Source organism: Aeromonas sp. TS_SC_11, from assembly GCF_057318915.1.
The window spans coordinates 2,015,934-2,030,029 of record NZ_CM170470.1; the positions used below are offsets into that span (position 1 = coordinate 2,015,934).

Annotated in this window: 12 protein-coding genes; 6 read left to right on the plus strand and 6 right to left on the minus strand. The window is 60.2% G+C overall.

Going from position 1 to position 14,096, the window contains the following annotated elements:
• Positions 1–6 precede the first annotated feature (6 nt).
• Complete coding sequence (locus AC1P02_RS09565) at positions 7–1,983, plus strand: methyl-accepting chemotaxis protein (protein WP_265430440.1); 1,977 nt, start codon at positions 7–9, stop codon at positions 1,981–1,983.
• A gap of 151 nt (positions 1,984–2,134) precedes the next feature.
• Here the strand turns inward: AC1P02_RS09565 and rfaH are convergent, their stop codons facing one another.
• The 4 genes from rfaH to metN form a co-directional block, all read right to left on the minus strand.
• Positions 2,135–2,632 (minus strand): transcription/translation regulatory transformer protein RfaH, encoded by a 498-nt coding sequence (rfaH, locus tag AC1P02_RS09570; protein WP_005311640.1) that lies wholly within the window; start codon positions 2,630–2,632, stop codon positions 2,135–2,137.
• A 95-nt stretch (positions 2,633–2,727) separates the two neighbouring features.
• Positions 2,728–3,528 (minus strand): methionine ABC transporter substrate-binding lipoprotein MetQ, encoded by an 801-nt coding sequence (gene metQ, locus AC1P02_RS09575; RefSeq protein WP_005311642.1) that lies wholly within the window; start codon positions 3,526–3,528, stop codon positions 2,728–2,730.
• 26 nt (positions 3,529–3,554) lie between these two features.
• Positions 3,555–4,208, minus strand: a complete 654-nt coding sequence (locus tag AC1P02_RS09580) for a methionine ABC transporter permease (protein WP_017411745.1) — start codon at positions 4,206–4,208, stop codon at positions 3,555–3,557.
• A 76-nt stretch (positions 4,209–4,284) separates the two neighbouring features.
• Entirely contained in the window at positions 4,285–5,328 is a 1,044-nt protein-coding gene (metN, locus tag AC1P02_RS09585) for a methionine ABC transporter ATP-binding protein MetN (RefSeq protein WP_265452242.1), read from the minus strand.
• Between the two features lie 474 nt (positions 5,329–5,802).
• Between metN and AC1P02_RS09590 the strand changes: the two genes are divergently transcribed.
• Positions 5,803–6,258 (plus strand): hypothetical protein, encoded by a 456-nt coding sequence (locus AC1P02_RS09590; RefSeq protein WP_005311648.1) that lies wholly within the window; start codon positions 5,803–5,805, stop codon positions 6,256–6,258.
• An 80-nt stretch (positions 6,259–6,338) separates the two neighbouring features.
• On the opposite strand, the gene ppgK is transcribed toward AC1P02_RS09590, so the two are convergent.
• Both ppgK and queG read right to left on the minus strand, forming a co-directional pair.
• A complete protein-coding gene (gene ppgK, locus AC1P02_RS09595) occupies positions 6,339–7,088 on the minus strand; it encodes a polyphosphate--glucose phosphotransferase (protein ID WP_005311650.1) in 750 nt (249 codons plus the stop codon).
• A gap of 92 nt (positions 7,089–7,180) precedes the next feature.
• Positions 7,181–8,335, minus strand: a complete 1,155-nt coding sequence (gene queG / locus AC1P02_RS09600; protein WP_005311652.1) for a tRNA epoxyqueuosine(34) reductase QueG — start codon at positions 8,333–8,335, stop codon at positions 7,181–7,183.
• A gap of 190 nt (positions 8,336–8,525) precedes the next feature.
• Here queG and AC1P02_RS09605 point away from each other — a divergent pair, with 190 nt between their 5' ends.
• The 4 genes from AC1P02_RS09605 to mutL all read left to right on the plus strand — a co-directional run bounded on the left by AC1P02_RS09605 (position 8,526) and on the right by mutL (position 14,086).
• Complete coding sequence (locus AC1P02_RS09605; RefSeq protein ID WP_485185169.1) at positions 8,526–10,037, plus strand: NAD(P)H-hydrate dehydratase; 1,512 nt, start codon at positions 8,526–8,528, stop codon at positions 10,035–10,037.
• An 8-nt stretch (positions 10,038–10,045) separates the two neighbouring features.
• On the plus strand, positions 10,046–10,519 hold the full coding sequence (gene tsaE / locus AC1P02_RS09610) for a tRNA (adenosine(37)-N6)-threonylcarbamoyltransferase complex ATPase subunit type 1 TsaE (protein ID WP_005311656.1): 474 nt from the start codon (positions 10,046–10,048) through the stop codon (positions 10,517–10,519).
• Positions 10,510–12,060, plus strand: a complete 1,551-nt coding sequence (locus tag AC1P02_RS09615) for an N-acetylmuramoyl-L-alanine amidase (protein ID WP_017411748.1) — start codon at positions 10,510–10,512, stop codon at positions 12,058–12,060. Before tsaE ends, AC1P02_RS09615 begins: the two co-directional genes overlap by 10 nt.
• 142 nt (positions 12,061–12,202) lie before the next feature.
• Complete coding sequence (mutL, locus tag AC1P02_RS09620; protein ID WP_413162486.1) at positions 12,203–14,086, plus strand: DNA mismatch repair endonuclease MutL; 1,884 nt, start codon at positions 12,203–12,205, stop codon at positions 14,084–14,086.
• Positions 14,087–14,096 lie beyond the last annotated feature (10 nt).

Genomic DNA, 14,096 nt, shown 5'->3' on the forward strand with positions numbered 1-14,096 from the left:
ACGTTCATGAAAATTTCAAGCAAGTTGTTGTTTAGTTTCTGTTTTATCAATCTGTTGGTGATCCTCTCCTCCGGACTTGTCTATCACCAGCTCGGCCGGATCGGCGAGGTCGAGACAGCGCTGCTGGAGCAGGCACTGCCTGCCCTGCAACGGGATGAAGCGAGCCAGAAGGCGCTGGTGGCCACCGTCTCCTCCCTGCGCGGTTATCTCATCCTCGGCAAGGATCCGGCCCAGGCCTCCCGCCTCAAACAGGAGTGGGAAGGGGCCTGGCAAGCCATCGAGCAGCAGCAGTTCACTCCCGCACTTGCCCAGTCGCTCAAGGCCTTCAAAGGACGCCAGGAGCAGGTATGGGCCATCGCCCACACAGAGGAGAACCTGCCCGCCCACACGCTCATGCTGCTGGAGGCGGGTCCGCTGGCAGAAGCGGCCCTCGATCAGTTGCAGTCATTCGCCAATGAAGAGGTGGCCACCCCGCAGGATCAGTTGCCAGGGGATCGCCGTCTGCTGCTCAAGCAGGTGGGGGATGCGTATAACAGCCTCTCCAATGCCCTCTCAGCCCTGCGCGACTTCCTCATCTCGGGTGACCCCGAATATGGCACCAAGTATCAGGATTACTACCAGTTCCATCAGCAGCGGGTCGCCGAGCTGAAACAGCAGCAGGCCAATTTCTCCGAGGCCCAGAAGAGCCTCTGGTCGCTGTTTGAAGAGATGTCAGCGCCCTTTGCCGAACTGGTCGGTCAGGTGATAAGCAAGCGTCAGGCCCCGGACTGGGATCAGGCCAATCATCTGATGGCAACCGACATAGAACCTGCGTTGACCCAGCTGGCCAGTCAGCTGGCCGCCCAGGTGACCCAGACTCGCTCTGAAGTGGACAGCATGGGGGAGAAGATGGCCAGTGCCGGTCAGACCATCAACCGTACCCTGTTGCTGGCTACCCTGACCGTCATAGTGCTGGGCACCCTGGTCGCCCTGCTGTTCAGTCGCCGTCTGACCCGGGACATCGCCAGTCTGGTGGTGCGGGCCGATCAGGTAGCCAATGGCCGTCTGCCGTCCCGCCCTCTGCCGGTGCAGAGTCAGGATGAGCTGGGTGGATTGACGGGATCCATCAACCAGATGTCGCTGCAGCTGCGTCAGCTGGTCGGCGAGATACAGGGCGCCGTGGGGCAGGTGGAGGGGGCGTGTGTCGAGGTGGGTAACACCACCAGGGCCATTGTCGACGATCTGGCGAGTCAGAATCAGCGGGTGGATACGGTGGCGGCGGCGATCGAACAGATGTCGGTCAGCACCCGTGATGTGGCGGGGAACATAGCCGAGGCGGCTCGAGTGGCCCACCAGGCTGAGGGACAGACACAGCAAGGGGGCAGTGCCCTCGGTCGCATGACCACCACAATGCAGGAGATTGCCGCCATGATAGCTCAGGCCAATCAGGCCATGGGGCTGCTCAGTGCCCAGAGCGAACAGGTCGGCCGGGTGACCGAGGTGATCGCTACCATAGCCGAGCAGACCAATCTGCTGGCGCTCAATGCTGCCATCGAGGCGGCGCGGGCCGGGGAGCAGGGGCGTGGCTTTGCCGTGGTGGCCGATGAGGTGCGTCTGCTTGCCAGTCGCACCAGTCAATCAACCGAGGAGATCAGTCAGACCATCGCCAGCATTCAGCAACAGACCCGCCAGACGGTGAGCACGGTCGGCAGCGGTACCCAGTTGGTCGAACAGGGCCGCAACGCCGTTGCCTCTGTGACGCAGACCCTGGATACCATGCTGCAGCTGGTGCAGGATCTGTCCGGTCAGCTGGGGGCCATTGCCACCGCTACCGAGCAGCAGTCGCGGGTTGCTCAGGAGGTGGCGGGCACAGTGGAAGAGATCGCCGGGTTGAGCCGGCAATCGAGCCAGCGCAGCCAGCAGGGGGAAGAGATAGTGGCCAGACTGGCACAGGATACGGGTCGTTTGACGTCCGTCATCAGTCGCTTCGAACTGGGGGCCTGATAACGCCGCCAAGGCGGATGATCTGGATAAATAAATGAGGCGGGCCAGATGGCCCGCCTCAGCATTGGTACAGGCGGCAGGCAGCCTGATTATCGAAGCTGCTGAAGGAATGAGGCGTTGCTTGTCATGAACGCCTGCCTGATGAGGGTCATTACAGGCGGCGAAAAGCCTGATTGTCGAAACTGCTGGAGGTCTCCTGGTTGAGCAGGCTGACCAGCAGGATGGCGCGTTTCTCTCCATCCGGTTCCAGATAAATCGCCTCGAATCCGGCCAATGGGCCCGATTCGATCAATACCTTGTCGCCCTGGGTCGGCAGGTTGGCGTAGCTGGCTCTCGCCTCGTCGCTGTCGTCACGGCTCATCAACTGATAAACCAGCTGGCTGCTGATGGCGGTCCACTCCTTGCCGAAGTGGATGATGCGGCTGATGCCACGGGTCGACTTCAGGGTGACCGGCGTGACCTCCTCCAGATCCACATAGATAAACAGATAGTTGGGAAACATGGGTTCCCGCACAGGGACACGCTTGCCCCGTCGCAGCTTCTCGATCTCGACCATGGGGTAATAGGACTCAATCCCCTGGGCTTCGAGATGGGCGCGTGCGCGGGCCTCTTCCTTTGGCTTGCAGTAGGCCAGATACCATTTTTTCATGTTCTGTTACGTTCGTGTTGCCGTGCTCCCGGTTATGATAACCGCGGCAATAAAAAAGGCCACGCTTGGCGTGGCCTTTTTTGCTGAGTGAGTGATTACCAACCTTTGACGATGCCGCCTTTGAACAATTCGTCAGCAGTTTTGTACACTTCGTCACTCTGGAAGGCCTGGACGAACTCCTTCACCTTGGCGTCATCCTTGTTGTTGCCACGGGAGACGAGCAGGTTGACATAGGGAGAATCCTTGTCTTCCACGAACAGACCGTCACGGCCTGGCAGCAGATCGATCTGGGAGGCATACACGGTATTGATGATGGCCAAGTCCACATCTTCCAGGGAGCGGGGTAGTTGTGCCGCTTCCAGTTCAACAATCTTCAGCTTTTTCGGGTTGCTGGCGATGTCGAGCACAGTCGCTTCCAGACCTGTGCCTTCTTTCAGGGTCAGCAGGCCCTGCTTTTGCAGCAGGATCAGAGAGCGGCCCAGGTTGGTCGGGTCGTTCGGCACGGCGATTTGCGCGCCCTCTTTCAGATCGGCCAGGGCCTTGATCTTCTTGGAGTAGCCGGCGATGGGGTAGACGAAGGTGTTGCCAACCGGTACCAGATCGAAGCCGCGATCCTTGACCTGGCTATCCAGATACGGTTTGTGCTGGAAGGCGTTCAGATCGATGCTGCCATCGTTCAGGGCCACGTTCGGGGTGGCAAAGTCGGAGAAGGTGACCACTTCGACATCCAGACCGAACTTGTCCTTGGCGACCTTGGCCGCGGCTTCCACCAGCTGGGATTCCGCCCCGGCAATGGCGCCTACTTTCAGGGTCTTGCTCTCTTCTTTTTGACCGCAACCGGCCAGTACCAGGCCAGCCAACAAGGCAGCCGCAACGGATTTAATGCCAAATTTCATAAAAACCTCCTGTCAGAAATCGACGATTAACGATGATCACATGTGTTGACCAGGCGCTCACCCGCGCTCTGGATGATTTGAACCAGTAAAACCAGAATCACAACGGTTGCCAGCATGACGGTGGGGTCAAAGCGCTGATAACCGTAGCGAATACCCACATCGCCCAGGCCACCCCCTCCGATGGCACCGGCCATGGCGGAGTAGTTCACCAGCGTGACCAGGGTAATGGTTACGCTGTTGATGATGCCGGGCAGGGCTTCTGGCAGCAGCACCTTGGTGATGATTTGCAAAGGTTTGGCACCCATGGCCTTGGCCGCTTCCAGCAAGCCGTCCGGCACCTCCATCAGAGCACCTTCCACCAGACGGGCGATGAAGGGCACGGCACCTATGGTCAGCGGCACTATGGCGGCTATGGTGCCTATGCTGGTGCCGACGATCAGCCGGGTCAGCGGAATGATGGCCACCAGCAGAATGATGAAGGGCACGGAACGGCCAATGTTGACCAGGATGCCGAGCAGCTTGTTCAGGGCCGGGTTGGCCAGGATCTGGCCCGCCTTGGTGACGTGCAGTGCCACTCCAAGGGGCAGGCCAAGCAGGCAGCCAAACAGGGCGGAGGCAAACACCATCAGCAGGGTATCACCGAGGGCGGTGACCAGCAGATTAATCATGGCTTCGGACATAACCCATTACCTCCAGCTGAATGCGATTGTGATCAGGGACTGCGTCTGGCAGCCCTTGAGGGCAGTGATGAGCAGATCAGTCGTTGCTGCGGACATAACCCATGACCTCCAGCTGAATATGGTTGTCTATCAGGAACTGCTGAGTCGCCTCGCACTGGGCCTCATCCCCGAACAGTTCTGCCAGCAGGAAGCCGAACTTGACGCCCCCGGCGTACTCGATATCGGCGCTCAGTATGCTGATATCGATGTTGAAGCGACGACTCGCCTCTGAAATCAGCGGTGTATCGACAGTGCTGCCGGTAAAGCCGAGTTTCACCAGCGGATAGCTGCCCGCCACCCGCTCGCTACTCATGCGGTCCTGATACTCCTGCGGCACCTCCAGATGGATGGTGGAGTGGATGAAATCACGGGCCAGCTGGGTCTTGGCATTGCTGAAGAACCAGGCGACCTCGCCCTGCTCGATCAGACTGCCGTCGCTGATGATGGCCACGTCATCACAAATCCCCTTCACCACATCCATCTCGTGGGTGATGAGCAGTATGGTGAGCCCCAGCTTGACGTTGATCTCCTTGAGCAGGCTCAGGATCGAACGTGTGGTCTGCGGGTCGAGGGCCGAGGTGGCTTCGTCACACAGCAATACCTTGGGAGCCGGTGCCAGGGCGCGGGCGATGGCGACACGCTGCTTCTGGCCGCCGGACAGCTCGGACGGATAGGCGTGGGCGCGGGCTTCCAGCCCGACCAGCGCCAGCAACTCGCCGACCCGGGTCTGGATTTGGGCCTTGCTCCAGCCTGCCAGTTCCAGCGGGAACGCGATATTGGCGAACACTGTGCGGGAGGAGAGCAGGTTGAAGTGCTGAAAAATCATGCCGATCTGGCGGCGGGCCTGGGTCAGCTCCCGCTCCGGCAGTGCTGTCAGGTCCTGGCCGTCGACGATGACCAGCCCCTCTGTCGGGCGCTCCAGCAGGTTGACACAACGGATGAGGGTACTCTTGCCGGCACCGGAGGCACCGATCACCCCGAAAATTTTGCCTTGTGGCACATGCAGGCTCACGTCACGCAGGGCGTGCACGGCATCACTGCCTTTACCGTAGACTTTGTTGAGACCGATCAACTTAATCATGGATTCTTCCGTGCTAACAGCCTTAAAGCACAGGGCGCTACAGGCGGGTGAATTGGGCAGAGGTTCCACTGGGTTACTCTGTCATCATGGAGGATGATGCTAAGATGTCTGGATGGCTATGTCAACGCATGTTTCTACGTCTAGACGTCTAAAAAAGTGATAAGGATTCTCGCCGGATGACTAACGACGACAGTGGTTTATCAGGCTGCAATATTGTATTTGGCTATTGTTGATTTTCTCCGAATATAGCCTGGATAATCTGCTTTCCATTTCTGTTTTGTTGGTCATGAGAGCAGGAGTGCTGTTCGCACTCTTTGGCTGCCACCAAGATGGCACAAATCGTTCCACTTTGTTCCTTTATCTCTTTTGTTATCCATCCCCTTGATGCAGCACAAAAAGCGACCTCCTTTGGTTTGGGATATGTGTGGTTGTTTTTTATACTCAACAGGTGTGGCGTGGCAGGAGGTGTGAGTGATGCGATTTCAACAGATCAAGGATTTGCTGTCTTACCTCGAACAGGTTCATCACCAGCTCGGACTCTGTTATGGGCGATTGATGGCAGAAGTGGATGGCGAGCGCAGCCGCATGTTGCTGGCGTATCTGCAAGGGCGGGAGGATGAAGCGAGTGCCCATCTGCACGATTATCAGGGACAGCTGAGTCAGGGCGTCAAGGAGACCTGGCTGGAGCGGGGCTTCAGCGAGGATCTGTTGCCCGAGATCCAGCGGTTGGCACTACCTGCCAGTGCCCAGACTCAGGACATAGTGCAACAGGTGTGTCGTCAGGAAGAAAAACTCATCGGCGAGCTGAGCCATCTGGCCCGCGAGTGCCCGACCGACGAGACGGCTGCCTTGCTGACCTCGCTGGCGTCGCTGGAACAAACCCGCTTGACCCGACTGGTACACGGTGTGCATCGGCTCGACGACATCTAGCCGCGGTAAAGGTGCAACGAAAGAGGCCCGGCATTTGCCGGGCCTCTTTTCTATCATCGACCCAAAGAGGGGATGCCGCCTTACTGCTGTTCGGCGCTGCGTTCGGCCGCATGAAGGGCAGCCCCTATGATGCCAGCCTGATTGAGGCTGGCGGCTGCCACCAGCGGCGCGCGGGTTTCGATGCGATCGATGAATTTGTCGAGCTTGGCTGAGCTGCCGCCCCCCAGGATAAAGAGGTCGGGGGAGAACAGAAACTCCAGTCTGGCCAGATACTTGTTGAAGCGTTTTCCCCAGCGGCTCCAGGAGAGATCCTCCCGCTTGCGCACCGCATCCGAGCAGTAGTGCTCGGCTACCATGCCTTCCAGCATCAGGTGACCCAGCTCGGTGTTGGGCAGCAGCTGGCCGTTGACGAACACGGCAGTACCTATGCCGGTACCAACAGTGATGAGGATGATGATCCCCTTGCGATCCTTGCCGGCCCCAAAGCGCATCTCGGCCAGACCCGCCGCATCGGCATCGTTGAGCACATGGCAGGGCAGGCCGGTCACATCCGAAAACAGGTGTGCTGCATCGGTCTCGATCCAGCTCTTGTCGATGTTGGCCGCGCTCTTGGCAATGCCGTTGTGGATGGTGGCGGGAAAGCCGCAACCCACAGGGCCCTTCCATTGGAAGTGTTCTACCAGTGCCTTGAGGGTATGTGCCACGGCCGCCGGGGTCGCCGGTTGCGGTGTTGCCAGACGGTGGCGTTCGCCAATCAGCTCGCCTGTTTCGGTATCGACCAGGCATCCCTTGATCCCTGAGCCACCGATATCCACTCCCAACATCTGCATCAGATTGTTCCTTTTATAGTACTTATGGTGCCGACGGTTAACCGCCGACAGAGCATGAAAAAATGGTGTGCATCCGGCAAGGGGCAGATCGCTTATGCGTGATCCGGCAGACCTTTTTCGATGCAACGGATCAGCAAGCGTGTCTTTTTGTTGTCATCCTGCTGGCGTTTGGCCAGGGTCGTCAGTGCCCACGCTATGTGTTCGGCCACCATGGGCTCGGCGCTGGTGAGCGCCAGTTGCAGGGCGGCGATCACCTCTGGTGTAGCCGGGCCGTTGCCAAGCGCCACCGCCAGGTTGCGGCGCCAGCGTTGATAGCCGATGCGCCGGATCGGGCTCCCCTCAGTGTGCTTGAGAAATTCGCTCTCGGCCCAGCGCCACAGCTCCAGCAGGGGCGGGCGGTGCAGGTTGGGGCGCGCTTTGAAGTCGGGTTCCGGGCTTGCATCTGCATAGCGATTCCAGGGGCAGATGAGCTGGCAGTCGTCACAACCATAGATGCGATTGCCCATGAGCGGCCTGAACTCTTCCGGGATGGGACCGTCGTTCTCTATGGTGAGGTAGGAGATGCAGCGGCGCCCATCCACCACATAGGGCGCGACTATGGCACCGGTCGGGCAAATATTGATGCAGGCCACGCACTTGCCGCACAGCTCTTTTTCCACCGGGGCATCGATGGGCAGGGGTAGGGCGAGCAGCAGCTCCCCCAGAAAAAAGAAAGAACCGGCCGATTCGTTGAGCAGTAGCGAATGCTTGCCGACCCAGCCCAGTCCCGCCTTGGCGGCCAGCGGCCGCTCCAGTATGGGGGCCGAGTCGACGAAGGGGCGCCACTCTCCCATTGTGTCCTGGGTGGTTTGAAACAGCGCCTGACAACGCTGTTCGATCCGCTCCCCCAGTTGCTTGAGGCGGTTGCGCAGCACCTTGTGGTAGTCGCGGCCGAGAGCGTAGCGGCTGATGTACCCGAGGGTCGGATCGCGCAGGGTGGCGGCAAAACCCGCCTCGAAGGGGAGGTAGTTCATGCGCACCGACACTACCCGCAGTGTGCCCGGCAGCAGCTCATGGGGGCGGGCCCGCATCATGCCGTGTCGGGCCATGTAGTCCATGCTGCCGTGATGGCCTGCATCGAGCCAGGCCTGCAGCCTGGGCTCCTCGAGGGTAAGATCCGTGTCCGTGATACCGACCTGGTCAAATCCTAGCTCGCCTGCCCATAGCTTGATATCGTGAGCCAACTGCTGAAAATCAGGCGTAGTCATGCGGCATCGAGCCCCACAGGCTTGATATCCAGAGTCAATCGACGGTGAAAATCAGGTATGGTCATGCTGCATCTGGTCCGAAAGGCTTGATGCCCTGGGTCAACCGGCAGTGAAAATCAGATGTGGTCATGTCGCATCGCGTGCCCGAAGCGTCTCAGCCAGGGCTAATGGATGAAAGTCAGGAGCCGTCATGGTAAAGGTCATCGGGGATGCTATCAGCGGGAAAGAGGTGCGCAGTTTACCACAATCACTGTGGCGGACTGAACAGATCCGCGCGCTGGAGCAGCGCTGGGCCGAGCGAGAAGGGCAGGAACGCTACGCCCTGATGGAGCGTGCCGGTGCGGCGCTGCGTACATACGCCACCCATCATTGGCCACGGAGCTGCCGTTGGTGGATCTTTGTCGGCCCGGGCAACAACGGCGGAGATGGCTATGTGCTGGCGCGTCTCGCCAGACAGATAGGCCTTGAACCCCGGGTGATCGCCGCCAGGGCGCCTGCCGAGCTCAAAGGGGATGCCAGGCGAGCCGCCGATGACTGGCTGGCGCTGGGGGGGACTGTGCTGATGGCAGGCGCCAGCGAGCTGGACTCACTGCCGCCGCCGGACCTGGTGATAGATGCACTGCTTGGCACGGGTGTCCATACCCACCTATCGCCGCTTCTGACAAAGATCGTCGCAACAATCAATAGCTTGGGCGCGCCTGTTTTGGCGGTGGATCTGCCCTCCGGCCTCAATGCCGATACCGGCTGCGCCATGGGGGCGCTGGTGCGTGCCACTCGCACCCTCACCTTCATCGGCATCAAGCAGGGCATGCTTACCAGCGATGGTGTGGATGGGGTAGGCCAACTCGACTGCGATCCCCTCGGAGTCATGCCAGAGGAGACGCTGCAAGCGGCGGCTGAGCGGATTGATTATCCCGGCCTCAAACACCTGCTGACGCCGCGCCAGCGCTCGGCTCACAAGGGCTCCCACGGCAAGGTGCTGCTGGCCGGGGGCAATGTGGGCATGCAGGGAGCCATAGTGCTGGCGGGTCTTGCCTGCCTGCGGGCGGGAGCGGGTCTGGTACGGGTGTGCCAGCATCCGAGTCATGGGCCCGTCAGCCTCTATCAAGCCGAGTTGATGAACTCAGTGGTTGAACCGAATGAGTACTGGGCTTCGGTGCGGCTGGTGGGGCCGGGACTCGGTCAGGACGAATGGGGTCGGCGCCATTTTGAATTATTGGTCAATGACAGCTTGCCGCTGGTATTGGACGCCGATGGATTGAATTGGCTGGCGCTATGTCCCCGTCATCAGGATAATTGGGTGCTCACGCCTCACCCGGGTGAGGCGGCACGCCTGCTGGGCTGCTCCATTGCCGAGATTGCAGCGGATCGTTTTGCCGCTGTGCGGCGCCTGCAGCAACGCTTTGGCGGCGTAGTGCTGCTCAAGGGCGCGGGGTCGCTCATTGATGACGGCAAGCAAATCGCGCTCTGTGATGAGGGCAATCCCGGCATGGCCAGTGGCGGCATGGGCGATCTCTTGTCTGGTATAATCGCCGCCCTGTTGGCTCAGGGCTGGTCTGCCGTCGAGGCAACCAGGCTGGGAGCCGTGATCCACGGGGAAGCGGCCGATCTGGCCGCCGCAGACGGAGAGAGAGGTATGCTGGCATCAGACCTGCTGCCCTTTATCCGTCGACTGGTTAATCCCGACTCCATAACAAGTTAAAGAAGAACATGGCAAAACAGTTGATGATGACACTGCCGGACGAGGCAGCAACAGTGGCACTGGGTGGCCGTCTGGCACATGCCTGCCTGCAGGCGACCACGGTGTTCTTGCATGGCTCCCTCGGAGCCGGAAAAACCACCCTGACCCGTGGCTGGGTGCAAGGGCTGGGGCATCAGGGCAAGGTCAAGAGCCCGACCTATACCCTGGTCGAGCCCTATGAACTGGCCGATTGGCAGGTTTATCACTTCGATCTCTATCGTCTGGCTGATCCGGAAGAGCTGGAATTCATGGGGATCCGGGACTACTTTGCTGCCAATACCCTCTGCCTGGTGGAGTGGCCGGAGAAGGGGGAAGGCTGGCTGCCGGCGCCCGATCTGGACATTACCCTGACTTATGTAAACGAGCAGCGTGAGGCTCTGATAGAAGCCCGCACTGCTATTGGCGAAGCCATTCTGGAACGGTTGTCATCTACGTGCGCTTGATCCTTGTTATTGCCCTCTCTCTGATGGCCTTACCCTCCTGGGCGAATCAGCTCAAGAGTGTGCGGGTATGGCCATCGCCGGATAACACCCGGGTGGTGCTCGACATGAGCAGTGCTCCCAATTACAACTATTTCACCCTGACCGGCCCTGATCGACTGGTGATCGACCTCAAAGGGGCGAACAACGTCGCCAATCTGGCCCGTATCGGGAACAACAGCGAGCTGGTGCGCAAGATCCGCGAGAGCTCGCCGCTGGAGAAGGGTGGACTGCGGCTGGTGCTGGATCTCAGTTCCACCATCAAACCCGTGGTGTTTCCGCTGGCACCGGCAGGCCCCTATGGCCACCGGTTGGTGATCGACCTGCCTTATGAAGAGAAACGCTCTGCCGCCGCCGTACAAGCCACTCCTGTGGGGGGGAAAGGCAAGGGGGTGGTGATCGCCATCGATCCGGGCCACGGCGGGGAAGATCCGGGCTCCATCGGCCCCCGTCGCACCTATGAGAAGCGGGTCACCCTGGCGGTATCCCAGAAGCTGGCGGCACTCATTGACAGGGAACCCGGCATGCGCGCCGTGCTGACTCGTCGCGGGGACTACTTCGTGGATCTGAACAAGCGCTCCGAAATTGCCCGCAAGGCCAAGGCGGATCTGCTGGTCTCCGTCCACGCGGACAGCTTCCACAACTCGACGCCGCGCGGCGCCTCTGTCTGGGTGCTGTCGACCAACCGCGCCAACCGCGAGATGGGCAGCTGGCTGGAGAAACAGGAGAAACAGGGGGAACTGCTGGGCGGGGTAGGCAAGGTATTGGCCGAATCCGACCCGAATCCCTATCTGGCGCAGACCTTCCTCGATCTCTCCATGGACAAGTCCCGTGCCGAGGGCTATGACGTCAGTCGCCAGATCCTGCGCTCCATGGGCAAGGTGGCCAGATTGCACAAAAAGGCGCCGGAGCATGCCAGTCTGGCCGTGCTGAAAGCCCCGGACATTCCCTCCGTGCTGGTAGAGACAGGCTTCATCTCCAACCATGCGGAGGAGAAGCTGCTGGCTACCCCCGCTTATCAGGACAAGCTGGCTCGCGCCATCTTCGAGGGGATCCGCAATTACTACCGTGCTCATCCGACCAAGGGCGCCATGCTGACTGGCAAGGGACAGGCCAGTCGGCCGGCTGCCGTCAGCAGGCCCGTTGCCGTCAACAAGCCTGCCGCCGTGAGCAAACCGGTTCAGGTACAATCCCAGCCCGTGGTGACCAATCGTATGCCTGCCACAGTGCGCGATGGCGGTGCGCCTGTCAGCAGTGTCAGCAGCTCGTCTGGTGCCGGAGTGATCAAACCCTACTCGGTGGCCGCCAAGGAGCCGAGCGTACCGGTCACCAGCGTGCAGGCCAATGAGAAGTCCAGAATGCTGCGCCACGTCGTCAGACGGGGCGAGAGCCTCTCCCGCCTTGCCGAGAAGCACAGGGTGAGTCAGGCCCGGCTGGTGGAGATCAACAAACTCAAATCACGGGATATCCAGATAGGGCAGGTGCTCTATATCCCGCAAGAATAAAAACCAGGAGTCAGCCATGCCGATCCCTGTTTTACCGCTCCTCCTGGCCAACCAGGTTGTCGCCGGCGGTGATGCGGTGGATCGGTCCTGCTCAGTGGTGAAAGTGTCTGGATCCCGCAAGATTAAAAGTCAGGAGTAAACCATGCCGATCCGTATTTTACCGCCGATCCTGGCCAACCAGATTGCCGCCGGAGAGGTGGTGGAGCGGCCCTCCTCTGTCGTGAAGGAGCTGGTGGAAAACAGCCTGGATGCGGGCGCCGACCGGGTCGAAATAGACATCGACAAGGGCGGTGCCAAGCTGATCCGCATTCGGGACAACGGCTGCGGCGTCGCCAAAGACGAGCTGGTGCTGGCACTGTCGCGCCACGCTACCTCCAAGGTGGCGACCCTGGATGATCTGGAAGGGATCTGCAGTCTCGGCTTTCGCGGGGAGGCGCTCGCCTCCATCAGCTCTGTCTCCCGTCTCACATTTACCTCCCGCACCCAGGATCAGTCCGAAGCCTGGCAGGCACAGGCGGAAGGGCGAGAGATGAACGTCACCGTCAAACCGGCGGCCCATCCGGTTGGCACCACAGTGGAAGTGGTGGATCTCTTCTTCAATACCCCGGCGCGGCGCAAGTTCATGCGCAGTGAAAAGACCGAATTTGCCCATATCGATGAGCTGGTGCGCCGCATTGCGCTCTCCCGTTTCGATGTCACCCTGATCCTGCGTCACAACGGCAAGGTGATGCGCCAGTACAAGGCCGCCAATACGGTGCCGGAGCAGGAGCGTCGGCTCGCCGCCGTTTGTGGAACCCCCTTCATGCACCATGCGCTGGCGGTGGAGAGCGAACATAGCGACGTTCGTCTATGGGGGTGGCTGGCACTGCCTGAGGGAGCCAGACCGCAGAACGACCTGCAATACACCTATGTGAACGGTCGCATGATGCGCGACAAGCTCATCAATCATGCCATCCGCCAGGCCTATGACGAGCTGCTGCCCACCGACCGCTTCGCCGCCTATGTGCTCTATATCGAGCTGGATCCCCACCAGGTGGATGTGAACGTTCATCCTGCCAAGCACGAGGTGCGCTTTCATCAGGCGCGGCTGATCCACGATTTTATCTTCCAGGCGCTGTTTACTGCGCTGCGCCGCGAAGGGGTCAGCGCCGCTCATCAGGAAGAGCCGCTGGCCGAAACCCTGGTCGAACTACCGGTAAGCGGGCAGATTGAATACCCAGGGCAGGCGCCTCGTCCCGAGTGGTATGGCGCCGAACACAGCTATCGGGCTCCTGCCTCGACGAATGAAGTGCGAGAAGGGAGCGCGGCGCGTGCTGGCAACTACCAACCGCCCGAGCCCCCCAGCCGGGAGGCGATGCGGAGCATGGGCGCACTGCTAACCACCTTGCCTGGTGCCGGGCCCGCGTCTGCTGCATCCGCTACCGCTGCAATGGTGCCCAGTGCAGCAGCTCAGACCACACCCGGGGTCTGGCAGGCACTCACCCTGGTGGAGCAGGCCTATCTGTTGTTGGTGCGAGATGGCCAGCTGGCGCTGCTCTCCCTGGTGCGGGCCGAGCGCCTGTTACTGCGCAACTGGTTGCTGGAAGCCTGGGGCCAGGGGCTGGCTGCGCAACCCCTGTTGCTGCCAGTTTCGTTCAAGCTGCCGAAAAACCTGATATCGCTGGTTGAAGCGCAGGAACGTTTGCTCAAACGGATGGGGCTGGAGTTGAAAAGCGGGGGCCGTGACACCATGATCCTGACTCGGGTGCCAGCCTTGCTGCGCCAGACCGATCTGGTGCGGCTATTACCCGAATTGTTGCAAATTATCGAGAGCGGATCTGACAGTGATGCGAGCCAGCTGGCTGAAGTATTATGCCAATGGCTGGTTGAGCAGGGGATAAGCCACGAAAAAATATACGATTTTTCAACAGCCAATCGCTTGCTGACGGAACTTGTGGCCGATTTCAGTGACCAATTGGCAGATATTCGCATGGTGCGCCCCGTGTCGCTGACGACAGTGCTGGAGGCGTTTGCACATGGCGGCTGAGTTGCCGAGT